This is a genomic window from Mesorhizobium sp. NFR06, assembly GCF_900115245.1.
Taxonomy (GTDB): domain Bacteria; phylum Pseudomonadota; class Alphaproteobacteria; order Rhizobiales; family Rhizobiaceae; genus Mesorhizobium.
On sequence record NZ_FOVT01000004.1, the window covers coordinates 47,278 to 72,054 of the forward strand.

Annotated in this window: 30 protein-coding genes; 20 read left to right on the forward strand and 10 right to left on the reverse strand. The window is 64.2% G+C overall.

What is annotated here, in order from left to right:
* The first annotated feature begins 85 nt into the window (after nucleotides 1–85).
* Nucleotides 86–1,279: a GGDEF domain-containing protein gene (locus F3H96_RS09105; RefSeq protein WP_149791616.1), complete on the forward strand. Its 1,194-nt coding sequence runs from the start codon at nucleotides 86–88 to the stop codon at nucleotides 1,277–1,279.
* 157 nt (nucleotides 1,280–1,436) lie between these two features.
* Here the strand turns inward: F3H96_RS09105 and F3H96_RS09110 are convergent, their stop codons facing one another.
* Nucleotides 1,437–1,790: a hypothetical protein gene (locus tag F3H96_RS09110; RefSeq protein ID WP_149791617.1), complete on the reverse strand. Its 354-nt coding sequence runs from the start codon at nucleotides 1,788–1,790 to the stop codon at nucleotides 1,437–1,439.
* Nucleotides 1,791–2,130: 340 nt separating this feature from the next.
* On the opposite strand from F3H96_RS09110, the gene F3H96_RS09115 reads away from it, so the two are divergent.
* The 7 genes from F3H96_RS09115 (at nucleotide 2,131) to F3H96_RS09145 (ending at nucleotide 7,631) form a co-directional block, all read left to right on the forward strand.
* The gene (locus F3H96_RS09115) at nucleotides 2,131–2,622 is read left to right on the forward strand and encodes a hypothetical protein (protein WP_149791618.1); all 492 of its coding nucleotides are present in this window, start codon (nucleotides 2,131–2,133) and stop codon (nucleotides 2,620–2,622) included.
* Between the two features lie 225 nt (nucleotides 2,623–2,847).
* Nucleotides 2,848–3,273: a succinate dehydrogenase, cytochrome b556 subunit gene (sdhC, locus tag F3H96_RS09120; RefSeq protein ID WP_149791619.1), complete on the forward strand. Its 426-nt coding sequence runs from the start codon at nucleotides 2,848–2,850 to the stop codon at nucleotides 3,271–3,273.
* On the forward strand, nucleotides 3,270–3,665 hold the full coding sequence (sdhD, locus tag F3H96_RS09125; RefSeq protein ID WP_149791620.1) for a succinate dehydrogenase, hydrophobic membrane anchor protein: 396 nt from the start codon (nucleotides 3,270–3,272) through the stop codon (nucleotides 3,663–3,665). Before sdhC ends, sdhD begins: the two co-directional genes overlap by 4 nt.
* Before the next feature lie 4 nt (nucleotides 3,666–3,669).
* The gene (gene sdhA / locus F3H96_RS09130) at nucleotides 3,670–5,505 is read left to right on the forward strand and encodes a succinate dehydrogenase flavoprotein subunit (RefSeq protein WP_149791621.1); all 1,836 of its coding nucleotides are present in this window, start codon (nucleotides 3,670–3,672) and stop codon (nucleotides 5,503–5,505) included.
* A 2-nt stretch (nucleotides 5,506–5,507) separates the two neighbouring features.
* Nucleotides 5,508–5,942 carry a DUF3052 family protein gene (locus tag F3H96_RS09135; RefSeq protein ID WP_149791622.1) on the forward strand — a complete coding sequence of 145 codons (435 nt, stop codon included), beginning with the start codon at nucleotides 5,508–5,510 and terminating at the stop codon, nucleotides 5,940–5,942.
* Nucleotides 5,942–6,721: a succinate dehydrogenase iron-sulfur subunit gene (locus tag F3H96_RS09140; RefSeq protein ID WP_149791623.1), complete on the forward strand. Its 780-nt coding sequence runs from the start codon at nucleotides 5,942–5,944 to the stop codon at nucleotides 6,719–6,721. Before F3H96_RS09135 ends, F3H96_RS09140 begins: the two co-directional genes overlap by 1 nt.
* Before the next feature lie 280 nt (nucleotides 6,722–7,001).
* Nucleotides 7,002–7,631, forward strand: coding sequence for a DUF480 domain-containing protein (locus tag F3H96_RS09145; RefSeq protein WP_149791624.1), 630 nt, complete (start codon nucleotides 7,002–7,004; stop codon nucleotides 7,629–7,631).
* A 215-nt stretch (nucleotides 7,632–7,846) separates the two neighbouring features.
* On the opposite strand, the gene F3H96_RS09155 is transcribed toward F3H96_RS09145, so the two are convergent.
* Nucleotides 7,847–8,272 carry an OsmC family protein gene (locus F3H96_RS09155; RefSeq protein ID WP_140785513.1) on the reverse strand — a complete coding sequence of 142 codons (426 nt, stop codon included), beginning with the start codon at nucleotides 8,270–8,272 and terminating at the stop codon, nucleotides 7,847–7,849.
* A gap of 216 nt (nucleotides 8,273–8,488) precedes the next feature.
* On the opposite strand from F3H96_RS09155, the gene F3H96_RS09160 reads away from it, so the two are divergent.
* The 3 genes from F3H96_RS09160 (at nucleotide 8,489) to F3H96_RS09170 (ending at nucleotide 9,741) form a co-directional block, all read left to right on the forward strand.
* Nucleotides 8,489–8,716: a hypothetical protein gene (locus F3H96_RS09160; RefSeq protein WP_149791626.1), complete on the forward strand. Its 228-nt coding sequence runs from the start codon at nucleotides 8,489–8,491 to the stop codon at nucleotides 8,714–8,716.
* On the forward strand, nucleotides 8,713–9,069 hold the full coding sequence (locus F3H96_RS09165; protein ID WP_149791627.1) for a YciI family protein: 357 nt from the start codon (nucleotides 8,713–8,715) through the stop codon (nucleotides 9,067–9,069). The genes F3H96_RS09160 and F3H96_RS09165 overlap by 4 nt, the downstream gene beginning before the upstream one ends.
* A gap of 141 nt (nucleotides 9,070–9,210) precedes the next feature.
* Complete coding sequence (locus tag F3H96_RS09170) at nucleotides 9,211–9,741, forward strand: hypothetical protein (protein WP_149791628.1); 531 nt, start codon at nucleotides 9,211–9,213, stop codon at nucleotides 9,739–9,741.
* Nucleotides 9,742–10,013: 272 nt separating this feature from the next.
* Here the strand turns inward: F3H96_RS09170 and F3H96_RS09175 are convergent, their stop codons facing one another.
* Nucleotides 10,014–11,291, reverse strand: coding sequence for a ubiquinone biosynthesis hydroxylase (locus F3H96_RS09175; protein ID WP_149791917.1), 1,278 nt, complete (start codon nucleotides 11,289–11,291; stop codon nucleotides 10,014–10,016).
* 103 nt (nucleotides 11,292–11,394) lie between these two features.
* Between F3H96_RS09175 and tesB the strand changes: the two genes are divergently transcribed.
* From tesB to F3H96_RS09190, 3 genes are all read left to right on the forward strand, one after another.
* On the forward strand, nucleotides 11,395–12,258 hold the full coding sequence (gene tesB, locus F3H96_RS09180; protein WP_149791629.1) for an acyl-CoA thioesterase II: 864 nt from the start codon (nucleotides 11,395–11,397) through the stop codon (nucleotides 12,256–12,258).
* A 247-nt stretch (nucleotides 12,259–12,505) separates the two neighbouring features.
* Nucleotides 12,506–12,844, forward strand: coding sequence for a P-II family nitrogen regulator (locus tag F3H96_RS09185; RefSeq protein ID WP_006327120.1), 339 nt, complete (start codon nucleotides 12,506–12,508; stop codon nucleotides 12,842–12,844).
* A 211-nt stretch (nucleotides 12,845–13,055) separates the two neighbouring features.
* Nucleotides 13,056–14,243: an ammonium transporter gene (locus tag F3H96_RS09190; RefSeq protein WP_244619958.1), complete on the forward strand. Its 1,188-nt coding sequence runs from the start codon at nucleotides 13,056–13,058 to the stop codon at nucleotides 14,241–14,243.
* 135 nt (nucleotides 14,244–14,378) lie between these two features.
* Here the strand turns inward: F3H96_RS09190 and F3H96_RS09195 are convergent, their stop codons facing one another.
* Nucleotides 14,379–14,591 (reverse strand): hypothetical protein, encoded by a 213-nt coding sequence (locus F3H96_RS09195; protein ID WP_149791631.1) that lies wholly within the window; start codon nucleotides 14,589–14,591, stop codon nucleotides 14,379–14,381.
* Between F3H96_RS09195 and F3H96_RS09200 the strand changes: the two genes are divergently transcribed.
* From F3H96_RS09200 to xth, 4 genes are all read left to right on the forward strand, one after another.
* On the forward strand, nucleotides 14,581–14,856 hold the full coding sequence (locus F3H96_RS09200) for a hypothetical protein (RefSeq protein ID WP_149791632.1): 276 nt from the start codon (nucleotides 14,581–14,583) through the stop codon (nucleotides 14,854–14,856). The two genes, F3H96_RS09195 and F3H96_RS09200, sit on opposite strands and share 11 nt — an antisense overlap.
* 196 nt (nucleotides 14,857–15,052) lie before the next feature.
* On the forward strand, nucleotides 15,053–17,722 hold the full coding sequence (locus tag F3H96_RS09205) for a DNA translocase FtsK (RefSeq protein WP_149791633.1): 2,670 nt from the start codon (nucleotides 15,053–15,055) through the stop codon (nucleotides 17,720–17,722).
* Between the two features lie 168 nt (nucleotides 17,723–17,890).
* Entirely contained in the window at nucleotides 17,891–18,559 is a 669-nt protein-coding gene (locus tag F3H96_RS09210; protein ID WP_149791634.1) for an outer membrane lipoprotein carrier protein LolA, read from the forward strand.
* Nucleotides 18,560–18,901: 342 nt separating this feature from the next.
* Complete coding sequence (gene xth / locus F3H96_RS09215) at nucleotides 18,902–19,708, forward strand: exodeoxyribonuclease III (protein ID WP_149791635.1); 807 nt, start codon at nucleotides 18,902–18,904, stop codon at nucleotides 19,706–19,708.
* Between the two features lie 81 nt (nucleotides 19,709–19,789).
* On the opposite strand, the gene F3H96_RS09220 is transcribed toward xth, so the two are convergent.
* Nucleotides 19,790–20,245 (reverse strand): cyclic nucleotide-binding domain-containing protein, encoded by a 456-nt coding sequence (locus tag F3H96_RS09220; RefSeq protein WP_149791636.1) that lies wholly within the window; start codon nucleotides 20,243–20,245, stop codon nucleotides 19,790–19,792.
* A 199-nt stretch (nucleotides 20,246–20,444) separates the two neighbouring features.
* Entirely contained in the window at nucleotides 20,445–21,128 is a 684-nt protein-coding gene (locus F3H96_RS09225; RefSeq protein ID WP_149791637.1) for a response regulator transcription factor, read from the reverse strand.
* 84 nt (nucleotides 21,129–21,212) lie between these two features.
* Between F3H96_RS09225 and F3H96_RS09230 the strand changes: the two genes are divergently transcribed.
* Nucleotides 21,213–21,809 (forward strand): L,D-transpeptidase, encoded by a 597-nt coding sequence (locus F3H96_RS09230; RefSeq protein WP_149791918.1) that lies wholly within the window; start codon nucleotides 21,213–21,215, stop codon nucleotides 21,807–21,809.
* Between the two features lie 68 nt (nucleotides 21,810–21,877).
* Here F3H96_RS09230 and F3H96_RS09235 read toward each other — a convergent pair whose 3' ends face one another.
* A complete protein-coding gene (locus F3H96_RS09235) occupies nucleotides 21,878–22,120 on the reverse strand; it encodes a hypothetical protein (protein ID WP_149791638.1) in 243 nt (80 codons plus the stop codon).
* Nucleotides 22,121–22,250: 130 nt separating this feature from the next.
* On the opposite strand from F3H96_RS09235, the gene gcvA reads away from it, so the two are divergent.
* Entirely contained in the window at nucleotides 22,251–23,171 is a 921-nt protein-coding gene (gene gcvA / locus F3H96_RS09240; RefSeq protein ID WP_149791639.1) for a transcriptional regulator GcvA, read from the forward strand.
* Nucleotides 23,172–23,181: 10 nt separating this feature from the next.
* On the opposite strand, the gene F3H96_RS09245 is transcribed toward gcvA, so the two are convergent.
* From F3H96_RS09245 to F3H96_RS09255, 3 genes are read right to left on the reverse strand one after another with little or no spacing between them, the layout of a single operon-like run.
* On the reverse strand, nucleotides 23,182–23,607 hold the full coding sequence (locus F3H96_RS09245) for a DUF1761 domain-containing protein (RefSeq protein ID WP_149791640.1): 426 nt from the start codon (nucleotides 23,605–23,607) through the stop codon (nucleotides 23,182–23,184).
* Nucleotides 23,608–23,658: 51 nt separating this feature from the next.
* Entirely contained in the window at nucleotides 23,659–24,357 is a 699-nt protein-coding gene (locus F3H96_RS09250) for a methyltransferase (RefSeq protein WP_188131337.1), read from the reverse strand.
* A complete protein-coding gene (locus F3H96_RS09255; protein WP_149791642.1) occupies nucleotides 24,312–24,737 on the reverse strand; it encodes an EVE domain-containing protein in 426 nt (141 codons plus the stop codon). The genes F3H96_RS09250 and F3H96_RS09255 overlap by 46 nt, the downstream gene beginning before the upstream one ends.
* Nucleotides 24,738–24,777: the final 40 nt, after the last annotated feature.

Genomic DNA, 24,777 nt, shown 5'->3' on the forward strand with positions numbered 1-24,777 from the left:
ACGGAAACCGGGCAGCGCTTAACCGCTTGTTTGGGCTTGCGTCTTAGTATTTCCCCTTGGGTAAGTAGGGGAAAGTCGCAGTCGTTTGGACACCGGTCTGCTCATAGCGCTGCTCAATCCAACGATAGCGCTGGCGCTCGGCGCTGCGTTTGCCGTGCTGTGGTTTCATCAGCGCCATCGCCCGTATCTGGCTGTGCTGGCCGCGAGCTACTGCCTGTCGGCTCCGGGCTTCCTGCTGCAATATTTCACGCTCCCGGTCGGCGTGGTGCTGACCAAGCTGATTTCCAACGTCTGCTTCACGATAGCGGCCTGCTGTCTTTCAGGCGCGGTCGTCGCTCGCCATGGGCGGCGCGTGCCTTATGTCGGCATCTTTGTCGCGACCGGCGGCGGGCTTGCCACGTTTATGTGGTTCATGTTCGTCCAGCCGGACCTTACTTGGCGCGTGCTTGGGATGAATTTCGGCTTCGGCGCGCTCAGCCTGCTGGTCGCGGCCGAGCTGAGAACGGTGCGCAGCAACGGTCCGACCGAAAAGATCCTTTTCGTGCTGTCGCTGCTTTCGGGATTGAACTTCATCGTTCGCACCCTGATCGTCGTCATCGCGCATGGGCCGTTCCCGACCTATGACGGCTTCTACGGCTCGTCCTATTGGACGACGGCGCTGCTCTCGCATGCGCTCATGTCGCTGCTCATCGCGCTTTGCCTGTTCACGGCCGCGGCGCTCGATGTGATGCGGGCACTGAAGGCGGAGACCCATACCGATCCGCTCTCGGGCATCCTCAACCGCCGCGGCTTCGAGGAGCGGGCGACGCTTTTGCTCGATCAGTGCGGCAAGGCCGGATTTCCGGTCGCCCTGGTGCTGGCGGACCTCGATCACTTCAAGGCGCTGAACGACCGGCACGGGCATGAGGCAGGCGACCGGGTTATTGCCGATTTCGCCGCCAAGCTGCGTTCCGCCACCGGCGCGCGCGGGGCCGCGGGCCGCATCGGCGGCGAAGAATTCGCCGTGCTTCTGCCGATCAGCGATCTTGCTTCGGCAAGGCTCTTTGCCGAAGCGATCCGCACTTTCTATTCGACAGGCGCGATCGACGGCCTACCGCCCGGCACCAGGGTCACGGCGAGCTTCGGCGTCGCCGCCCGCACCGGCAAGGAAGGGCTGATGCCGTTGATGCGACGCGCCGACGAGGCGCTCTACAAGGCCAAGAAGAACGGCCGCGACAGCGTCCGTCTCTCTTACGAGCGGCCCGAGACCGCGGTCGTTGCCGAGCCGCTCACCGGCTGAGGCATGTCTACGGACAGAATGCTGCGGCGGACAGAAGGCTGCGGCGGTCGCGGACTAGGCTTTGCCGGCCTTTTGCGGCGCGCCGCCGCTCTACGAAGCCAACAATGCCGGCCGCGACTGCGTCCGCGTTATCAGGCGCGGCGCATGGCGACGGCGCTCAACGGCAAGGGCTGAGATTGGGCATCTCGCCATCGGAAAGCCCGTACATATAGGAACGGCCCTTCACCAGCACCGGCGGCTGGTAGCAGCCGGGCGCGCCGGCATCGTCCGAATCATAGATCACATCGGGCTGTTCGGCACCGGTGTATTCGGAAAGTTTTTTCGCGAGCTTGCCCTCGCCGACGATGATGCGCTTGTAGCCGGCGGCGCTGTCGATGACGAGATTGCCGAAGGAATCTGCATAGACGCGGTCATGATGGCGCAAGCCGGCTTCGGCTGGCATGGCGATCGCGGTGGCGAGCGCCGCCAACGTGACGGCCGCGAAGCTCGCCCGCACTGATTTCGAACGCATGTCGCTCTCCTTTGTCGGCGCGAGAGATCGCGCCCGAAACGGGTTCGAATCAGAAATTAACTCTTTCTTAACCTTTGTTAAGAGGCGGCGCGGTTTCGGTGCCGCTTGTTAAGGAACATGGTTAATTTTCGAGAGCCGGGTTCTCTGGCGGCGGGGCGGTCGTGGAGCCGGGCTGACTCCGGGTGAAGTTGATCTTGCGCCGGCGCATGGCTACAGCGGTCCGCCGCTTCACGGAAACGGCGACCACCTATCTCTTTGTTTTGATGCAATTCCGGGCCGAAAACCGTTTCACACTTTTCCTGGAATTGCTGTAGCGTGCCGCGCACGAAAGGGGCAGCGTATGAGCTTTGGCCACACGGTTCGGGTGTCGATCACCATCCCGCTGCTTCTTGCGGCTGCGGCCTGTGTGTCGCAGGACAACGCGCCGAAGGCGGCGAATGCCGCGCCGCCTGCGATCTCGCCTGCGCCAGTCCAGCAGTCCACTGCACCCACCGCGCCGCCCGTACCAACAATGTCTCCGACAAAAACTGCCAAGACTCCCGCAGCGCCTGCGCCACCCGCAACCAAGATCATCACCGACCTTACCGTGCCGCGATCCGGCGTCGGCACGGCCACCTACAGATGCGGCAATGGCGGCATGATCACTATCCAGAATCTTGGCTCGTCGCTGCGCGTGGTCCGGCCGGATGGCACGACCGAGGAGTTTGCGGCCTCGCCCGCCAATCAGAGCAGCCGCTACCAGGAAGCGGCGACACATGACGCAATCGTGATCGACGGTCGCGAAGCGCTGGTGATGAAGAGGGGATCCACCCCGCAGACCTGCAAAAGGTAGCGCTGTTTATTGCACTGCAGCGAACTCTGCGCCGGCTTCGAAACAGCCGCTAATCGATTGAAGCAAGAAGCCGCCAATTTGTCAGACTAAATGACTTTTCCAAAACGATTTTCCGGCTTTGACGCGGTGCAAAAAGAGCATTAGAAACCGGCTGTCCGGAGCCATATATGAGCGGGGAAAAAGCCGCGCTCGGTCGCGGCTCCAGGATGCCGAACTGGGGGAGCCATGAGCAAGTCACCAGCCACCCGCGCAGTTGCCAGACGTGAGCGGCCGCTCTCGCCGCATCTGACGGTCTACCGGCCGCCGATCACCATGACGATGTCGATCATTCATCGCATCACCGGCGGCGCGCTTTATTTCGGCACGCTGCTGGTGGCGGCATGGCTGATCGCCGCTTCGACCTCGCAGGCCGCTTTCGACTGGGTCAACTGGGCCTTCGGCTCCTGGCTCGGCCGGCTGGTTCTGTTCGGCTATACCTGGGCACTGATGCACCACATGCTGGGCGGGTTGCGCCACCTCGTCTGGGACACCGGAACGGGGCTCGAAAAACACACCGCCTCGAAGATCGCCTGGGCGACGCTCGCCGGCTCGATCGTGCTCACCCTTCTGATCTGGATCGCCGGCTACATGGCGCGGGGAGGCCTGGTATGAGCGGCAACGACATCGATATGCGCACGCCGCTCGGCAAGGTGCGCGGCCTGGGTTCGGCCCGCGAGGGCACGCAGCATTTCTGGCGCCAGCGGCTGACGGCGATCGCCAACATCCCGCTGGTCCTGTTCTTCGTCGGCTTCCTGATCGCCGTCAACGGCCACGGCTACACGGACGTGCGGGCGGCGCTCGCCAATCCCTTCGTGGCGCTGATGCTGGCGCTGGTGCTGATTTCCGGCCTCTACCACATGCGGCTCGGCATGCAGGTCATCATCGAGGACTATGTGCATGGCGAAGGCATGAAGCTGGCGCTCATCGCCCTCAACATCTTCTTTGCGGTGGCAGTCGGCGTAGCTTCGCTGTTTGCCCTGCTCAAACTGGCATTCGGAGGCTGAAGTCTTGGCCAATGCAAACACCGCCAACGCGGCTTCCGCCTACACCTTTGTCGACCACAAATTCGACGTCGTGATCGTCGGCGCCGGCGGCGCCGGCCTGCGCGCCACGCTCGGCATGGCCGAGCAGGGGCTGCGCACCGCCTGCATCACCAAGGTTTTTCCGACGCGCTCGCACACGGTGGCCGCGCAAGGCGGCATCGCCGCCTCGCTCTCCAACATGGGCCCGGATTCCTGGCAGTGGCATATGTACGACACCGTCAAGGGCTCGGACTGGCTGGGCGATGTCGACGCCATGGAATACATGGTGCGCGAGGCGCCGGCGGCGGTCTACGAGCTCGAGCATTACGGCGTGCCTTTCTCGCGTACCGAAGAGGGCAAGATCTACCAGCGGCCTTTCGGCGGCCACATGATGAACTATGGCGACGGTCCGCCGGTGCAGCGCACCTGCGCCGCGGCCGACCGCACCGGCCATGCCATCCTGCACACGCTCTATGGCCAGTCGCTCAAGAACAACGCGCAGTTCTTTATCGAGTATTTCGCGCTCGACCTGATCATGGAGCCTGACGGCACCTGCACCGGCGTGGTGGCATGGAACCTCGACGACGGAACCATACACCGCTTCTCGGCCAAGATGGTGGTGCTGGCGACCGGCGGCTACGGCCGCTCCTATTTCTCCGCCACGTCGGCGCATACCTGTACCGGCGACGGCGGCGGCATGGCGGCCCGCGCCGGGTTGCCTTTGCAGGACATGGAGTTCGTGCAGTTCCATCCGACCGGCATCTATGGCGCCGGCTGCCTGATCACCGAAGGCGCGCGCGGCGAGGGCGGCTACCTCGTCAACTCCGAGGGCGAGCGCTTCATGGAGCGCTACGCGCCGTCGGCCAAGGACCTTGCCTCGCGCGACGTGGTCTCGCGCTGCATGACGCTGGAAATCCGCGAGGGCCGCGGCGTGGGCAAGAACAAGGATCACATCTTCCTGCATCTCGACCATCTCGATCCGGCCGTGCTGCACGAGCGGCTGCCCGGTATTTCGGAGTCGGCCAAGATCTTTGCCGGCGTCGACCTCACCAAGGAGCCGATCCCGGTGCTGCCGACGGTGCACTACAACATGGGCGGCGTGCCGACCAATTATTGGGGCGAGGCGCTCAATCCGACCGCCGAGAATCCCGATCGCGTGTCGCCCGGCCTGATGGCGGTGGGCGAGGCCGGCTGCGCCTCGGTGCATGGCGCCAACCGCCTGGGCTCGAATTCGCTCATCGACCTCGTCGTGTTCGGCCGCGCCGCGGCGCTGCGCGCCGGCCAGGTCATCGACCGCAAGTCGGCGATCCCTTCGCCCAATCAGCAATCGGTCGACAAGATCATGGACCGGTTCGACAAGCTCCGTCACGCCAACGGCTCGACGCCGACGGCCAGCTTGCGCGAAAAGATGCAGCGCGCGATGCAGGAAGACGCGGCGGTCTTCCGCACCCAGGAATCACTCGAGAACGGCTGCAAGCGCATCTCGCAAATCTGGGGCGAGCTCAAGGACATCAAGGTCTTCGACCGCTCGATGATCTGGAACTCCGATCTGGTCGAGACGCTGGAGCTCGAAAACCTGATGGTCAACGCCATCACAACGGTCTACGGCGCCGAGGCGCGCAAGGAGAGCCGCGGCGCGCATGCCCGCGAAGATTTCTCGGCCCGCGACGACGCCAACTGGCGCAAGCACACGCTGGCCCGCGTCAGCGAGGACGGCAAGGTCACACTGTCCTACCGGCCGGTGCACACCGAGCCGCTGCTGGCTGAGAAGGACGGCGGGATCAGCCTGGCCAAGATCGCACCGAAGGCCAGGGTGTATTGACGATGGCGCCGGCGGCCGCGGGATATTCCGGCACACCCCTTCCGGCCAAGCTCGGCCTGAGGGACGGCATGGTCGCGGCCTTCATCGCGCTGCCGCCGGAACTCAATGAGCTGACAGAGGCCGTGTCCTTTGCCGGCGTCGATCGGCTGTCCAGCTGGTTGGCGATCTCGGGCAGCCAAAAATACGATGCCGTGCACGCCTTCACCCGGCGGCGCGCAGAGATCGAGGACGGCCTTGCCGGCATCGAGGCGGCGATCAAGCGCGACGGCATGGTCTGGGTGTCCTGGCCGAAGCAGGCCTCGAAGGTCGCCACCGACGTAACCGAGGGCGTCATCCGGTCGGAGGCGCTGAAGCGCGACCTGGTCGACGTCAAGGTCGCCGCCGTGAATGAAATCTGGTCCGGGCTGAAGCTCGTCATCCGAAAGGACCGCAGGTAATGGTCGAACTCACGCTCCCCAGGAATTCCAAGGTCCAGCAAGGCAAGACCTGGCCGAAGCCGGAGGGTGCTACGAACCTGCGCGAATACCGCATCTACCGCTGGTCGCCGGACGATGACGAGAACCCGCGCATGGATACCTACTTCGTCGACATGGACGATTGCGGGCCGATGGTTCTCGACGCGCTCTTGTGGATCAAGAACAAGATCGACCCGACGCTGACACTGCGCCGCTCCTGCCGCGAAGGCATTTGCGGCTCCTGCGCCATGAACATCGACGGCTCGAACACGCTGGCCTGCACCAAGGGCGCCGAGGATATTTCGGGCGCGGTGAAGATCTACCCGCTGCCGCATATGCCGGTGATCAAGGACCTGGTGCCCGACCTGACCAATTTCTATGCCCAGCACGCTTCGATCGAGCCCTGGCTGAAGACGGTCTCGCCTGAGCCGGCGAAGGAATGGCTGCAGAGCCATGAGGACCGCGAGAAGCTCGACGGGCTCTACGAATGCATCCTGTGCGCCTGCTGCTCGACGTCCTGCCCGAGCTACTGGTGGAACGGCGACCGCTACCTCGGCCCTGCCACGCTGCTGCAGGCCTATCGCTGGCTGATCGACAGCCGTGACGAGGCGACGGGCGAACGGCTCGACAATCTTGAAGACCCGTTCCGGCTCTATCGCTGCCACACCATCATGAACTGCGCGCAGACCTGCCCGAAGGGACTGAACCCTGCCAAGGCGATCGCGGAAATCAAGAAGATGCTGGTGGAAAGACGGGTTTAGGCTCGACTGGTTCGCTTGCAATAATCTCGCAGGCAGTGGTCCTTCGCGCCCCCCTCTGCCCTACCGGGCATCTCCCCCACGGGTGGGGAGATTGGCTGTCATCGCGGCCTTCGCCAATCTCCGAGGTTGAAGGATGAGGCGCTGTCGGCGAAGCTGCTGATCTCCCCCCAAGTGGGGGAGATGTCCGGTCCACCCTCCGCAGCTGTAGCGCAGCTGCTGCGGAGGACGGGCAGGACAGAGGGGGGCGCTGTCCCGCCTGCGTCAGAAAGGATTACCACCCGTGACCGATCTTCCGATCCTCTCCGCCATCGAAGCGCGCGTGCTCGGCTCGCTGATCGAAAAGAAGGAGCTGACGCCGGACGTCTATCCGCTGACGCTCAACGGCGCGCATCAGGCCGCCAACCAGAAGACGGCGCGCGAGCCGGTGATGGTGCTGGAGCTGACCGAGATCAGACGGGCGCTGAGCTCGCTCGAGCACAAAGGGCTGGTGCGCCAGGCCTTCGCCTCGCGCGTCGAGCGCTACGAGCATTTGATGGCGCAGCGCTTTTCGCTGACCACGCCGCAGATTGCCGTCATCGGTCTCTTGCTCCTGCGCGGCGCCCAGACGGCGCATGAATTGCTGGCGAGGTCCGAGCGCATGGCCCGCTTCGCCTCGATCGAGGAGCTGCGCGACAATCTCGATCTGATGATCGGCCGCCGGCCGCCGCTGATCCAACTGCTCGAACGCGCGCCTGGGCAGCGCGAGGAGCGCTATGTGCATCTGCTGGGCGGGCAAGTGGATGCGGCCGCGATAGCGGCTCGCTGGCAGCCGGCGCCATCATCGTCGGATTCCGATCTCGAAGCGCGCGTCAAGGCACTCGAGGAAGAGGTCACCGCGTTGCGCGCGAAGATCGAGGCGCTGGGTGGCTAGCTCGCTTAGCGGGGAAACATCGGCGGGACAGCGCCCCCTCTGTCCTGCCGGACATCTCCCCCACAAGGGGGGAGATTGGCAGTTCCGGCGCTGGCGCTCTTCTTTTAACAACGATGATTGGCGAAAGCCGGCGCGACATCTGATCTCCCCCCAAGTGGGGGAGATGGCCGGCAGGCCAGAGGGGGGCGCGAAGGATCGCTGCCCTCCTAAACCAATCACCCCAATTTCGCATCCAGCGACACCTTGATGGCGCCGAGCGCTTTCGACACCGGGCATTCGGCCTTGGCCTTCTCGGCCAGTTCCTTGAACTTCGCCGCATCGATGCCCGGCACCTTGCCGACCAGGGTGATGGCGCTGCCGGTGATGCCGGTGCCGGGCACCAGGGTCACCACCGCCTTGGCGTCGAGCTCGGCCGCGGGCGTGCCGTTCTCGGCCAGGAAATGGGACAGCTGCATGGCGTAGCAGCCGGCATGCGCGGCCGCGATCAGCTCTTCGGGATTGGTGCCGGATTTGCCGCTCTCGTCCTCGAAGCGCGCCTTGAAGGAATAGGGTGTGCCCTTCAAGGTGCCGCTCTGCGTGTCGAGCGTGCCCTTGCCTTCCTTCAGATTGCCTTTCCAGACGGCGTTTGCGGTGCGGTCCATGAAGTCCTCCTGCTGTCGGGTTCTCGCCGGCGGGCGCCGGCGGCCTCCCGAACTATAGCGCGGGCGCGCCGGAAGGCCATCCATGGCTTGAAGCGATTGTGTCGGCCGTCGGCTGTGCTCGCGAAAAAATTCAGCAAACAATCGCCTTGCAAAAATGTCGACTTCCGTCGGCCTCGACCGTCCTTTGGGCGGCCATACGGCCGGATGGAGGTCAATATGGACAACCTGTTTTTCGCAATCTGGAAGCGGCCGGGCCGCAAGGAACAACGACAGGAAGATTTCTGGCTGGACCCGCCGGCTTCCGGCTTCGGCCGGCTTCTCGCGGCGGTCGCCATCGTCAGTGCTGCGGCATGGCTTCTCGACCATGTGGCGGCAGCCAGAGCCGGCGCTGACAGCGTTGTCGCTTCACCCTATCGTCTGCCGGAACAAGGGAGCTCGAAATGAAATATGTCCTGCTGGTCTATGGCGAGGAAACGGACCTTCATGCGCTGACGCGTGAACGCGCGGCCCGGCTCGACGCCGATTCGCTCGCCTATGACCGGGAACTCGACCGGCAAGGCAAGCTGATCATCGCGCAGGCGCTGCAGTCGGTGAAGACATCGAAATCGCTGCGGCGACGCCAGGGCAAGCGCCTGGTGACCGACGGGCCCTTCGCCGAGACCAAGGAGCAGCTGCTCGGCTTCGTCATGGTCGAAGCGGCGGATCTCGACGAGGCGCTGGCGATCGCCGACGGCATTCCGCTGGCCGAACTCGGCACGGTCGAGGTCCGGGCGATCTACGACATACCGGGATCATGACCGGCGGCCAGGTGATTGCGCCACGGCCAAAGCTGTCTCTCCCGGGAAACATCTTCAGTGTTTCTTCGCCACCGCAACCGTTGCGTGTTGAAGCAAAGCCGCGCTTCTCTTATCGTCGCCGCGGTTTCGGGGGAATTCGCCATGCCTTTCCTGATCGCTATCCTTGGCCTGCTCGGAGCGGCCGCCATCTGGTGGTACCGGCTGAAATATATGAGCGACGCCGCGCGTGAGGTTGCCGACGTCGTTGGCCGCGTTCAGGGCAACATCCGCCGCAAGAAATTGCGCAAGCAGGCGGCGCTGTCGCCGCTGACCGCGATCGACGATCCGGTGGTGGCGGCGGCGACGCTGATCACCGCGATCGTTGCCGAGCACGGTCCGGTCCTGCCGCAGCGCGAGGCGGTCATTCGCGAGGTGATCTCGCAGATCGCGGACAGTCGAAAGAAGACCGACGAGGCCGTCGTCTACGCCAAATGGGCAGCCTCACAGGTCGACGACACGACGATCGTCATCGACAAGCTGGCGCCGTTCCTGCGCGAGCGGCTCGACCCGCATGAGCGGGACGATCTGCTGAGGATGCTGAACCGGGTGGCTCAAGGCGGCGAGCAGAGCCTCAGGGTAGCCGACCAGCGGATGCTGAGGCTGCGGCAGAAGCTGGGATTCGAGGTGAACTGAGCCGAAGCTGCGGCGGCCGGATCACCTGCCTTCGTGATTGGCCGAAACGCCTCTCGCGTCGTCATTCTATGACGAAGCAAGGAGCGAAGCGACGCGGGCGCGGACCATAGAATCCATTCCGTCACCTGTAAGCGTTGCAGCGGTCCAGAATTCTGCTTCGCAGCACCCTACGATTAAAGTCACGGAATGGATCCTCGGGTCTTCGCGTCCGCTTCGCTCCCGCTCCGCCCGTGGATGACGAGGTCGTGTAGGCCTCGGCCAGTTGCGAGGCTCTAGATCGCCTCGCCCTTGAGCAGCCGCGGGGTGTCGCCCGACAAGCCCGAGGCCTGGCGGATAAAGAACTCTTTCAGCCTGGGCATGCGCTCGACGAGGCCAAGGCCCACATCACGAACGGCGCGCAGCGGACCGATGTCGTTGGAGAACAACCTGTTGAGAACGTCGGTGGTGATGCCCATCTGCAGCGTGTCGAAGCGGCGCCACTGCTGGTAGCGCTCGAGCACGTCGAGCGCGCCGATGTCCTGGCCGAGCCGGTCGGCCTCGACGACGACTTCGGCCAAGGCCGCGACATCCTTGAAGCCGAGATTGAGGCCCTGGCCGGCGATCGGGTGGATGCCGTGGGCCGCATCGCCGGCAAGCGCGATGCGCGGCGCGACGAAGGCGCGCGCAAGGGTGAGGCCCAGCGGCCAGGCGCGCGGCTTGTCGGCGACGCGGATCTCGCCGAGCTTCAGGCCGAAGCGCTGCTCCAGATCGTGTTCGAAAACAAACTCGTCGCCCTCGACCAGCGCCTTGGCGTCCTCCGTGCGCTCGACCCAGACGATCGAGGAGCGATTGGTCCCGTCCTTGCCGGGCTTCAGCGGCAGCGTGGCGAAGGGACCGGCCGGCAAAAAATGTTCCTCGGCGCGGCCATTGTGCGGGCGCTCATGCGCCACGGTGCAGACGATGCCGGACTGGCCGTATTCCCATTTGACCGTCTTGATGCCGGCCATGTCGCGCAGCTTCGAGTTGACGCCGTCGGCGGCGACCAGCAGCCGCGCCTTCAGCGTCGCGCCGTCGGCCAGATGCACGGTGATGCCGGCGCCGTTGGTGTCGAAGGTGCTGACCGCCATGCCTTCGATGATGTCGATGCCGAGCTTTTCGGCGCGCCGGCGCAAGGCACCGTTGAGCTCCCGGTTTGCCACCATATGGGCGAAAGGTTCGCCAGGCGCCATCTCGCCGTCAAAGGTCAAAAACACCGGCCGCACCGGATCGGCGGCGCGCGAGTCGGTGATGATCATTTCGGTGATCGCCTGTGCCTGTGGCGCGATCTCTTCCCAGACGCCGAGCTGCTCCAGCATGCGGCTGGCGGCGGCAGCGATCGCCGAGGCGCGGCCGTCGCGCTTCCAGACGCCGGCAGGCGCGGCATCGACGATGGCGATGGCGAGGCCAGGCCGCGCCTGCTTCAGCGACACGGCCGTGGTGAGGCCGACATAGCCGGCGCCGGCGATGAGCACGTCGAGCGGGGCCTCGCGATTTCCATCGGCCCCTGCTCCATCCGGCTTGCGGTCGACCATGGCATCATCCTTTCGCGGCTTCGGCCGGCTGCCGTTTGCGGCCTTGACTGCCTGCACGTCCTGTCCGAAACCGGCCATGGCACATCTTCGAAGGATTTCAAACATGACGGCGGCCATGGACGAGCTCCTCGACATTCTCGACCTCGAGCAGCTCGAACACAATCTGTATCGTGGTCGCAGCCCCAAGGTCGACTGGCAGCGCGTGTTCGGCGGCCAGACGATCGCCCAGGCGCTGGTCGCGGCCCAGCGCACCGTCGAGCCCGAACGCCACGTGCATTCGCTGCACGGCTATTTCATGCGGCCGGGCGACACCAAGCTGCCGATCGTCTACGAGGTCGACCGCATCCGCGATGGCGGCTCCTTCACCACGCGCCGGGTCGTGGCGATCCAGCATGGCCAGGCGATCTTCTCGCTGGAGGCTTCGTTCCAGCAGGACGAGGTGGGGCTGGAACATCAGCTGCCGATGCCGCGCGACGTGCCGGCGCCCGATACTTTGCTGTCGCAGCGCGAGCTCTTGGGAAAATTCGGCGAGGCGGTGCCGGAGGGCATCAGGCGCTACTGGGAGCGCGACCGGCCGATCGAGATGAAGCCGGTGATGCTCAAACACTATACCAGCCGCGAGAAGCTCGAGCCGCAGCAGAACATCTGGATACGCACCACCGGCCCGGTGCCGGAAAACCGCGCCATTCAGGCGGCGGTGCTCGCCTACCTCTCCGACATGACGCTGCTCGACACCTCGACCTTCGCACATGGCCGCGCCATTTTCGACCGCGACATCCAGGCCGCCAGCCTCGACCACGCTATGTGGTTCCACCGCAGCCATTCGCTGGACGACTGGATCCTCTACAATCAGGACAGTCCGTCCACGCAAGGCTCGCGCGGCTTCACCCGCGGCTCGCTGTTCGCGCGCGACGGGACCTTGATCGCCTCCGTGGCCCAGGAAGGCCTGATCCGGCTGAAACGCTGAGCCGGCTTCCGGCTTGAGCCTAATAAGTAGGCATTTCTGAAATTTTGCCTATTTTTTAATCTGGTGGCTCGGCGCGCCTGCGCACAATTGTTGGGCGCTGTCCGCCTGTTCCCTTTGTTTACAATAGGTTAACACGCTGCTTCGGCAATTGGCACGGAGCTTGAATCCTGTCGGGCACTCTCCGGCTCCTCGGGATCGGTGAAGGTGTGCAAACGCGGGGGACCGCAACAGCAAAGGGTGAAACCTTATGAAGATCGTGATGGCAATCATCAAGCCGTTCAAGCTCGACGAGGTGCGCGAAGCGCTCACGGCCGTCGGCATCCAGGGCCTGACCGTCACCGAAGTCAAAGGCTACGGGCGTCAGAAAGGGCACACGGAAATCTATCGCGGCGCGGAATACGCGGTCAGCTTCCTGCCCAAGATCAAGATCGAGGTCGCCGTCGGGGCCGACATGGTCGACAAGGCCGTCGAAGCCATCACCGCGGCGGCCAAGACCGGGCAGATCGGCGACGGCAAGATCTTCGTCTTCGGCATCGACCAGGCGGTGCGCATCCGTACCGGCGAAACAGACACCGACGCGCTCTAAGCCGCGACCAGCCATTCCAACGGAGAGTTCAATGAATATTCCTTCCACCTTGAAGACGACGGGGCGCGCGGTCGCGCTCGGCGCGCTCGCGCTAGCAGTATTCGGCACGGTAGCCGCCTTCGCGCAGGAAGCGGCCCCGGCCGCCGCTGCGGCGGCGCCGGCCGCACCCGCCGCGCCGACCCCGGTGCTGGACACCGGCAACACCGCCTGGATGCTGACCTCGACGGCGCTGGTGCTGATGATGACCATTCCCGGCCTGGCGCTGTTCTACGGCGGCATGGTGCGCAAGAAGAACGTGCTCGCCACCATCATGCAGAGCTTCGCCATTACCTGCCTGGTGACGGTGCTGTGGTTCATGTTCGGCTATTCGCTCGCCTTCACCACCAATGATTCCGCCTCGATGAACAGCTATATCGGCGGGTTCTCGAGGTTCTTCCACCACGGCATCACCGTCTCGACGCTGTGGCTGCCGGGCGTGGCGAACATTCCCGAATTCGTCTTCTCGATGTTCCAGATGACCTTCGCCATCATCACGCCGGCGCTGATCGCCGGCGCTTTTGCCGAGCGCATGAAGTTCTCGGCGCTGCTGATCTTCATGGGGCTGTGGCTGGTCTTCGTCTATGCGCCGATCGCGCATTGGGTGTGGGGCGGCGGCTTCCTCGGCACAGCCGGCGTGCTCGACTTCGCCGGCGGCACGGTCGTCCACATCAACGCCGGTGTCGCGGGCCTGGTCTGCGCGCTGGTGCTCGGCAAGCGCGAGGGCTACGGCTCGACCAACATGGCGCCGCATAACCTCGTCTATTCGGTGATCGGCGCCTCGCTGCTGTGGGTCGGCTGGTTCGGCTTCAATGCCGGTTCGGAACTGGCAGCCGACGGCCTCGCGGGCGCTGCGATGATGAACACGCAGGTTGCCACCGCCGCCGCGGCGCTGGCCTGGATGTTCGCCGAATGGATCGTCGCCAAGAAGCCTTCGGTGCTCGGCGTCATCTCGGGCGCCGTCGCCGGCCTCGTTGCCGTGACGCCGGCCTCCGGCTTCGTCAACCCGACCGGCGCCTTCATCGTCGGCATTCTCGCCGGCGTCATCTGCTACCTCTCGGCGGTCAAGCTCAAGCATGCGTTCGGCTATGACGACTCGCTCGACGCCTTCGGCGTCCATGGCGTCGGCGGCGTGGTCGGCGCGCTGCTCACCGGCGCGCTCGCCGATCCGGCGATCAACGCCCTCGGCAAGGATGCCTCGGTGGCCAAGCAGCTCTACGGCATCGCCTTCACCATCCTGTGGACGGCGATCGCAACCTTCGTGATCCTCTATATCGTCAAGGCGCTGGTTGGCCTGCGTCCGTCGACCCAGGAAGAAGTCGAGGGTCTCGACGTTACCCAGCACGGCGAAGTGGTGCCGTAAGGCCAGCTCTGCTCTTGCTGTGGCAATTCCGGACGAGTTTCACACTTTCCCGGAATGCCCCAAGGGCCGGCGGATCCTCCTCCCGCCGGCCCGTATTTACCGCCAAGATCCCGTCGTGATGCTCTCGAAAGGGGCTCACGCCTTGAGGCCCGGAGCGATCCGGGCCTCCTTTTTTGCAAAACCGTTCGTGTTGGCGGCCGAGCGGAGAAATCGTTTTTCGGCAAGATCACCTTGGCGTGATGGCTCGGTGGGAAGAAACATCGGGCTTTGCGGTTCCGTACTGGGATTGCGGCCGCCGTTCCGGCGCTCGTAAACACCAAAGGGAAGGAACCAACCGATGAACGTCAAGAACATCTTCCTTGGAGCAATGGCTCTTTCGATGATCAGCGGCGTTGCACTTGCCGGTGCTCTCGATGAGCCGGACAACATGGCTCCGTTCTTCACCGATTCCAGCATGAAGACCATGAAGCCGGAGGCCGGTTTCAAGGCCGCCTGGGCTTCGATGCCGAAGGACAAGCAGGACTCCATGATGAAGGAGTGCCAGGATGCCGCGATGAGCAAGCCCCACGCCGAGTTCTGCGCCAATCTGATGATGTATGCCGGTCACAAGTGATTTGCCGAAGATCGGGTCGGCATGGACCTGATCGTTTCGTCATTCAGGAGAAGGTGGCTGGTTGCGAAACCTGCCACCTTCGTGCCCGTGAAAGGCCATGGTTAATGCGGCCTTAACCTTCCCCCCGATAGTCTGGCGGTCGAATCTGCCGGAGTGCGCCATGCGCCCGGCCAGGCAACGATCACGGGGAAGAGGCATGCGTTCAGGCGCTTCAGCACCGCTCGCGCTGACCGATACAAGGCACGGCATCCAGGCATTCGCGCGGCGCCAGGTCGGGCGGCTGGTCGGCGCCGGTCTGTTCCTGTTCACCGCCTTCGGCGTTGCGGCGCTGGCCACGTGGAACGTTGCCGATCCGAGCTTCTCGCACGCCACCAGCAATGTCGTGAGCAACGCCATGGGCTATGCCGGCGCGGTGTTCTCCGATCTCGCCATGCAGTTCTTCGGCCTTGCCGCCGTCGCCGGCCTGGTGCCGGCGGTGATCTGGGGCTTTCTGCTGTTTTCCGCGCGCGGCGTCGACAAATTGCCGAAGCGCGGCTTTGCCTGGTTCGGCTTCGCGCTCACTGCCGCGGCCATCGCTGGCTGCGTGACGCCGCCCCACACCTGGCCGTTGCCGACCGGGCTTGGCGGCGTCTTCGGCGACATGGTGCTGAAAATCCCCGGCATCGCGGTCGGCGGCTATCCGAAGGGCCTTTTCGCCAGCGTCATAGCGGTCATCCTGGTCGCGCCCGCCTTGTGGCTGTTTGCCTATGGCTCGGCGCTGATTGCCCGCAAGAACGGCTTTGCCGTCATGGAGCGCGCCGCGCCCGATCCGCGCGAACAGGACGAGATGCTGTTCGACGAGGATGAGGACGAAGGCGACGAAGGCATATTGGCGCTCGGCGCCATCACCCATTGGTGGCTATCGTTCCGCGCGTGGATGCATCGCCGCGCCGTGCGCCGCAAGCAGGAGCGCGACGAGTTCGAACCGCCGATGGAGCCGAAGGCGAGCGCCTGGCGGCGCGCTGCCGAGCGGGTCGAATCGGCCGAGTTCGCCGAGGCCCGGATGAGCCCCGGCGGCCGCGCCCGCGTCGAGCCGGAATTCTTCGCCGCCATGGTCAATGACCGCAACGTCTCGGTCGACCCGGTCGATGAGGACATTTTCGGCGACGACGAGGACGAGGACGTCGACCTTGACGACTTCGACGACGAGGCGCCCGCCCAGCGGCGCGCCGGGCCGACCGCCAGGGTGCAGAATTTCCGCTCCGACGCCGCGACCCGCGTCGCGGCACCGGCGGCACGCCCGGTGCCCGGCGCGCGCGTCCAGCGCGAGGCGCAGACCTCGCTGATCGGCTCCGACACGTTCGAGATGCCGTCGCTGCATTTCCTGTCCGAGCCGAAGAACATCGCAAGAGACCCAAGTCTGTCGAAGGACGCGCTGGAGCAGAACGCGCGCCTGCTCGAGGGCGTGCTTGAGGATTTCGGCGTCAAGGGCGAGATCATCCATGTCCGCCCCGGTCCCGTGGTCACGCTCTACGAGCTGGAGCCGGCGCCGGGCATCAAATCCTCGCGCGTCATCGGTCTTTCAGACGACATCGCCCGCTCGATGAGCGCGATCGCCTGCCGTGTCGCGGTCGTGCCGGGCCGCAATGCCATCGGCATCGAGCTGCCCAACGCCAAGCGCGAGACCGTCTATCTGCGCGAGATCATGGCGAGCCGCGATTTCGAGACGACGAAGGCGAAGCTCGCGCTGGCGCTGGGCAAGACCATCAATGGCGAGGCGGTCATCGTCGACATCGCCAAGATGCCGCACGTGCTGGTCGCCGGCACCACCGGCTCGGGCAAGTCGGTCGCCATCAACACCATGATCCTGTCGCTGCTCTACCGGCTGACGCCGCAGGAATGCCGGCTCATCATGATCGACCCGAAGATGCTCGAACTTTCGGTCTATGACGGCATTCCGCATCTGCTGACGCCGGTCGTCACCGATCCGAAGAAGGCGGTGGTGGCGCTGAAATGGACCGTGCGCGAGATGGAGGACCGCTACCGCAAGATGTCCAAGGTCGGCGTGCGCAACATCGACGGTTTCAACGCACGCGTCCAACAGGCCGAGAAGAAGGGCGAAAAAATCTCGCGCACGGTGCAGACCGGCTTCGACCGCCAGACCGGCGAGGCGATCTATGAAACCGAGGATCTCGATCTCGAGCCGATGCCCTATATCGTGGTCATCATCGACGAGATGGCCGATCTGATGATGGTCGCCGGCAAGGACATCGAGGGCGCGGTGCAGCGCCTGGCGCAGATGGCGCGCGCGGCCGGTATCCATGTCATCATGGCCACGCAACGCCCGTCGGTCGACGTCATCACCGGCACCATCAAGGCCAATTTCCCGACCCGCATCTCATTCCAGGTGACGTCGAAGATCGACAGCCGCACGATCCTGGGCGAGCAGGGCGCCGAGCAGCTGCTCGGCATGGGCGACATGCTCTACATGGCCGGCGGCGGCCGCATCCAGCGCGTGCACGGCCCGTTCGTCTCCGACGACGAGGTCGAGAGGATCGTCGCGCACCTGAAGCTGCAGGGCGTGCCGGAATATCTCGACGCCATCACCGAGGACGACGAGGACGACGACGAGGACGGCGGCTCGGGCAGGGGCGGCTCGGGCGGCGGTGGCAATTTCGAGGATTCCGACGACCCTTACGACCAAGCGGTGGCGGTGGTGCTGCGCGACGGCAAGGCTTCGACCAGCTACATCCAGCGCCGGCTCGGCATCGGCTACAACCGCGCCGCCTCGATCATCGAGAAGATGGAGAAGGAAGGCATTGTCGGCCCAGCCAACCACGCCGGCAAACGTGAGATCCTGGTGCCGACCGAAGAGGATAAGTTCTAGGCCGGCAGCTCCGGCTGGCAGCCGCAGCCAAGCGGAAATCGTCTGGCCGCGTTTGCGCGACGGGCTGTCGCCCGCTCACATACGAGGAAGCTGTCGCGCACCCGCCAAACTTAGGCCCCAGTGGGAGTCCAAATACTGCCACCATACGAATCACAGGAAGTGACCGGCATGAAGACCCAGACCGAATTCGCCCTCACCCGCCGCCAGCTCCTCGGCCTCGGCCTGATGCTTGGCGGCGCTGCCGCTCTCAACCTCGTGCCCGGCTACCAGCTGGTGGCCGCCGCGCAGGCCGCGGTGCCGCCGGCGGCGCAGAAGATCGCCGACCATTTCTCCTCGGTGAAGTCGATGAGCGGCGAGTTCGTGCAATTCGGTCCGAAAGGCGAGCAGACCGGCGGCAAGTTCTTCCTCGAACGCCCGGGCAAGATACGCTTCAACTATGACGGCTCCTCGAACTTCCGCGTGATCTCCGACGGCAAGTCGGTTGTGATCCTCAACAAGAAGCTCAACACCTCCGACCTCTACCCGCTGTCGAAGACGCCGTTGAAACTGCTGCTCGACGACCGGATCGATCTCTCCGGCGGCCGCGTCAAGGCGATCAAGGAAGAGGACGACCTGACCACCATCAAGCTCTCGGACAAGTCGGTCTTCGGCAATGCGATGATCACCATGATGTTCGATCCGAAGACCTACGAACTGCGCCAGTGGACGATCACCGACGCGCAGGGCAAGGACACGACGGTGATGATCTTCAACGTCAAGGAAGGCGGCAGCTTCCCGGCCGACACTTTCGCCATCGACTATACGGCCAACCGCGAGCTGAACACGAAGACCCGCTAAATTGCCAACTTGCGGGCCTATCAGTAGCTTTCGTCTTCCTAGGGCGAAGCGGAGCACAGACCCTGGGATCCATGCCGTTCCGCTTGCCGAAGAACGATACGGTGCAGAATGACATTATCCTGTGCCGGCGTTCAGTGCCGGGGTCTGCACCGTGCAGCGCTCGCACGTCACGGCATGGATCCAGGGTCTGCGCGCGTCGCTTCGCTCCTTGCTCCGCCCTGGAATGACGAAGTTGAGAACACTTTGGCCAATCTCGAAGGCCTGCGACATGCTTCGGCTTGTCTTCGCCCGCGCTCACTGGCACTAGTTCGGCGACCTTAGCCGTCCCGGACACTCGCCTGAATGCCTTTCACCATCGCCACCTGGAACATCAACTCCGTGCGCCTGCGCATGCCGATCGTCGAGCGGCTTTTGAAGGAACACGCGCCCGACGTGCTGTGCCTGCAGGAAACCAAGGTCCCCGACGAGCTGTTCCCGGAAAAGGCCTTCCGCAAAGCGGGCTACGAACACATCCTGTTCCACGGCCAGAAGGGCTATCACGGCGTCGCCACCGTCGCCCGCCGCCCGATCGAGCTGGTCGAGAAGCGGCGTTTCTGCGAGATCGACGACAGCCGGCATCTGTCGGTCAGGGTGCGCGCGGGCGGCAGGTCGGTGCTGGTGCATAATTTCTACGTGCCGGCCGGCGGCGACGAACCGGACCCCGAGATCAACCGCAAGTTCAGGCACAAGCTCGACTTCGTCCATGAGATGAACGGCGTGCCGGCGAGCGAGGACGGTTCATCCGCATCGATCCTGGTCGGCGATTTGAACATCGCGCCGCAGGAGCATGACGTCTGGTCGCACAAGCAATTGCTCAACGTCGTCAGCCACACGCCCGTCGAGACGCAAAACTTCGAGGCGATGCGCAAGGCCGGCGGCTGGGTCGACCTGATGCGGCTCAACGTGCCGGCCGACCAAAAACTCTACACCTGGTGGAGCTATCGCGCGAAGGACTGGCAAGCCTCGAACCGCGGCCGCCGCCTCGACCATGTCTGGTCGTCCGCCAATCTGGTGCAGAATTTCGCCGGCTACGAGATCCTGCAGGCAGCGCGTGGCTGGGAAAAACCGTCAGACCATGTGCCGGTGATTGCGCGGTTTGATTTGGATTGAAGCGCTGGCGGAGGAAGAGGGCGCCTGCCTTTCCAGTCGTCATCTAGGGTCTGCGCGCGTCGCTTCGCCGTCTCCTGCGCTTCAACCCGAAAACCGCGGCGCCAGCTCTTCGATACGGGCAATCATCTGCTGGAATTCCTCCAGGATGCGCGCGTGCAGCTGCACCGCCAGCTCCGGATATTCCTCGAGGATGCGGCGAAACATCTTGCGGCTGAGCCGGATCACCTCCGAATCAATCGCGGCCGAGGCGCTGGTCAGCCGGTTGGTGTCGGCAATTAGCGCCAGTTCGCTCAGCATGGTGCCCGGGCCAACCGTGCTGATCGGGATGCGGTCGCCATTCTGCTCGCGGTAGAGCACGATGCGCCCGCTGACGACGATGTAGGCCGAATCTGCCATATCGTCCTCGCGGTAGAGCTTATGGTCGGCCTGCAGGAAGGTGGTCTCGGCGCCGAAGGCGAGCAGGCGCAGTTGTTCCTGCGTGAAGCCCTGGAAAAGCTTCACACCGGACAGGATGCGGATGTCGTCATCCAGCGCCATCCTAGCTGTGTCCCCGAGCGGTCAGTCCAGTCCCTCCTTTGGAGCGGCGCGTTCTTAAAGGACGCGCAAGAAACGCTCCAACACTAGCAGCCCTGCACACCATGCGAGGCATCTATCGAGCCGATCCATCACACCCTCCAGCACCAGGATCGTACCCGAAGCGGCCCCGCCCCGACCGCTCATTTCGATCATGAAATGTTTAAGGAACCAGCTTGTAGCCGCCGCTTTCTGTCACAAGAATTTCGGCATTGGAAGGATCGCGCTCGATCTTCTGCCGCAACCGGTAGACATGGGTCTCCAACGTGTGCGTGGTGACGCCGGAATTGTAACCCCATACCTCTTCCAGGAGGACGTCGCGCGTCACCACTTTCTGGTCGGCGCGGTAGAGGTATTTGATGATCGAGGCTTCCTTCTCCGTCAGCCGTACTTTTGCGCCGCGCGGATCGATCAGCAGCTTCTGGCTGGGCTTGAACGTATAGGGGCCGACCGAAAAAGTGGCATCCTCGCTCTGCTCGTGCTGGCGAAGCTGGGCGCGGATGCGCGCAAGCAGCACGGCGAAGCGGAAGGGTTTCGTCACATAGTCGTTGGCGCCCGCCTCGAGACCCAGGATCGTGTCGGAATCGGTGTCGTGGCCGGTCAGCATGATGATCGGCGCCTTGTAGCCGCCCTTGCGCAGGATCTTCACCGCCTCGCGGCCGTCCATGTCGGGCAGGCCGACATCCATGATGAGCAGATCGACAACGCCGCCGCGCGCCGCTGCGACGCCCTTCGCGGCGGTCGCTTCCTGCTGGACGTCGAATTCCTCGTAAAGCGCCAGCTGCTCGACCAGGGTGGCGCGCAGGTCGTCGTCGTCGTCAACGATCAGAATGGTGCGTGATGTCATGGATCAATCCGTTGTTTTAAAATGAATATTCAGTTGACCTCCCCCCATTTATGCGGAAGCTCACCGGGGCAACAGCCGATCACAGTGATTTGTTCCGTGAAACAATCATACAAGAAAAAACGCGGTCGCAATGCGGCGCGCGCATTTTTGCCGAAAGCCTTGAGTGTTTTGGTCGTGCGCGCACGCCCCGGCAATCCCGCGCAGGGGTTCCTGCAGGCCGGCAGAGCGGTGTTTCCCTGCGCGCTGGGCCGCAGCGGCATCTCCGCCAACAAGCATGAGGGGGACGGCGCGACGCCATTGGCGTCGATGCGCGTCCTGTCGGGCTATTTCCGCAACGATCATTTTCCGGGCGGGCGCAGGACAAGGGTGCCAATGGCCCCGATCGGCCCGGATCTCGGCTGGTGCGAGGTGCCGGACGATCGCAACTACAATCGCGCGGTGAAGATTCCCTATGGCGCGAGCCATGAGCGGATGCGGCGCGACGACCGGCTCTACGATGTCTGTCTGGTGCTCGACTGGAACATCGCGCCGCGCCGGCGCGGGCGCGGCAGCGCGATCTTCTTCCATCTGGCCCGGCCGGGCTTCACGCCGACGCAAGGCTGCGTGGCGGTGACGGCGCGTACGATGGCGAGGCTGCTTCCGATGTTGTCAAATAGGACGGTGGTGAAGGTGGTGCGGTAACGCAGTAGGCAGTAGGCAGTAGGCAGTAGGTGCTCTTCCCCACTGCCTGCCGCCTATTTCCTACTGCCTCAGTGCCGCTGCCAACCCGTACCCAGCAGTCCAATTTCGCTAAGCTCCCGAGCCATCGCCTTGGCGATGTCGCGGCGCTCGCCGCCTATATCGCGCAACTGGCTGTCCGAAAGATCCTCGACCGACTCGAGTGGGAGCCGCGCGGCGACGCGGGCTTGACGCAGCCAGTCGAACACTGCGCGCAGCCGCTTCGGGAGGGACGATTTCAGGGTGGCGTGAGACTTCAAAACGATCTCAGACATGGCTCGATCCGTGTTCTCCGGATATCAAATCCGGTTTTATGGTGTTTCGATAAAGCCATCATGCTGGATTGAAAAACAAACGGGAAACGAGTAGTTCTTTCTTGATCATCAAGTTCTATTTGGAGATCGAATGGCTCGCCTGCTGCCCGGAACGCGTGCGTTGAGGACCTTCGAGGCTGCGGCCCGGCATTTGAACTTCACCCGCGCCGCCGACGAGCTCGGCCTGACGCCGGCGGCCGTCAGCCATCAGATCAAGGAGATCGAGGACCAGCTCGACCTCGTGCTGTTCACGCGCACCAGCCGCACGATCCGACTGACGGAGGCAGGAAACGTCCTGCTCGACGCCTCGGTCGATGCGCTCGACCTGCTCAACCGCGCCGTCAGCCGCGCCCGCAAGATGGCGCGCGGCACGGCGCTGCTGAAGGTAACGCTCGACGCGCAGTTCGCGACGAAATGGCTGATGCGGCGGGTCGACGATTTCCGCAAGCAAAAACCGGGCATCGAGCTGCGTTTCGACATCACCTACGACCTCAGGGATTTCGACCTGGACGATGTCGATGTCGGCATTCGTTTCGGCACGGGCAGATATCCCGGGCTTCACTCCCATCGCCTGTTTGATAACATCATCATCCCGGTGTGCAGCCCGGCGCTGCTGGCGTCAGGCCCGCCGCTGCGGGAGCCGCGCGATCTCTTCCATCACACGCTCGCCCACATCGACTGGTCGCGGCAGGGCGTGACCTGGCCGAATTGGAGCATGTGGATGCAGGCTGCCGGCGTCGACGATTTCGACGACAGCCGCACGCTGGTGTTCGGGTCCTCGACCGATGCCACGCAAGCGGCGCTCGACGGCAACGCGGTGGCGCTTGCCGATTTCGCCATGGTCGCCAACGATCTTTCGCAAGGGCGCCTGGTGCGGCCTTTCGAGCTCGGCATCAAGGTTGCGCCGGAATTCGCCTATTTCCTGGTCTATCCGGAAGCCGCGAAGGACGACGCCCGCATCGTCGCCTTCCGTGACTGGCTTATCGATGAGGCGGCGAAGACGCCGACGTAAGGCCGGATGATCAGCCCGCCGGCGCCGCCGGTGCGCCGAACCAGCCGATGACGGCGCCGATGATCAGCATCACGCCCAGCCAGTGGCCGGCATCGATCAGCGTCAAGGCCCAGCTGAAGCCTTCATAGCGATGGTTGACGCTCAGCGTGGTGGCGATGAAGCCGAGCCAGAGCACAAAGCCGAACAGCAGCCCCGCGACCGGGTTCGGCTCGCCGCCGGTTATGGCGCCCACCACAAGTGTCAGGACCAGCGCCATGATCAGCTCGGCGATGAAGCTGACGACGAACGGGACGGCCGAGCGCTTCATGGTCGCCGGGTCGAGCTTCGCCGCCTTCAGCCAGGGCTTGCTCAAGCCCACGTACCAGGCAGCGCCGAACAACCATGCGATCACCGCGGCGGCGATCACCGCCAGCCAGTTCACGACCGAAAAATCCATGCTTTTCCCCTCCAATTCGAAATGCGATGGAACGCTTGTTCGCTCATCCCGTCAAGCAAGGCGCCAGACAGTCGTTCGCTTGACCTCGGCATCTTCCAGCACGCGCGTCACCGGGACCTGGTAAACGGCAAGCGATTCCAGCCCGGTCCTGGGGAGGTAGGCGCGACCTGGATCGCCGACGAGGATCTCGGCGCCGCGCGCCCGCAGGCTGGCGAACCATGGCAGCAGCCTGTCGGCGAATGTCTTGTCGTAGAAGACGTCGCCGGCCAGCACGACGTCCCAGCCATCGTCGGAACCGACACAGTCCGTGCCGCGGAATTGCGCTTCGACGGCGTTGGCCGCGAGATTGAGCGCGATTGCCGTCGCGCAGAACGGGTCGATGTCGGCGGCGACCACTTCGGCCGCGCCGGCCTTCATCGCCGCGATCGCCACGAGGCCCGAGCCGGAGGCGAAATCGAGCACGCGCCTGCCGCGCACGGTTGCGGGATGGTCGAGCACATAGCGGGCGAGGCCCTGGCCGCCGGCCCAGGCAAAAGCCCAGAAAGGCGGCGGCAGGCCGATCTCGGCCAGCTCCTCCTCGGTGCGCAGCCAAAGGTCATGCGCCTCGTCGGCGAGATGCAGAAGCACTTCCGGCACATGCGGCGGCGCCATCAGCGCCGTGTTGTCGAGGATGAATTTCTTCGCGGTCTTGGGCGTGAGCCTTTTCACGGCGCCGGGTTGAGCTCGGCCATGCGGCAGACTTCTTTCCATTCGGCCGGCGTCACCGGCTGCACGGAAAGCCGGCCGAGCCGGACCAGCGCCATCTCGACGAGCTTCGGGTTGGCCTTGACCTGTTCCAGCGTCACCGGCTTCGGCACGTCCTTGAACGCGCGGATGTCGACGCATTCCCAGCGCGGATCGTCGGTCGTGGTGTCGGGATGGGCGAGGGCGCAGACCTCGGCGATACCGACGATGTCGAGGCCTTCATTGGAGTGATAGAAGAAGCCGAGATCGCCGATCTGCATCGCCTTCATGTTGTTGCGCGCGGCATAGTTGCGCACGCCGTCCCACTGCGTGCCGGCCTTGCCCTTGGCCTTCAGCGCCTCGAAGGAAAAGACCGAGGGTTCGGACTTGAACAGCCAGTAGTTCATATCAGTTGTCCCATTGCCATTATCGATGCGCCACGCACGG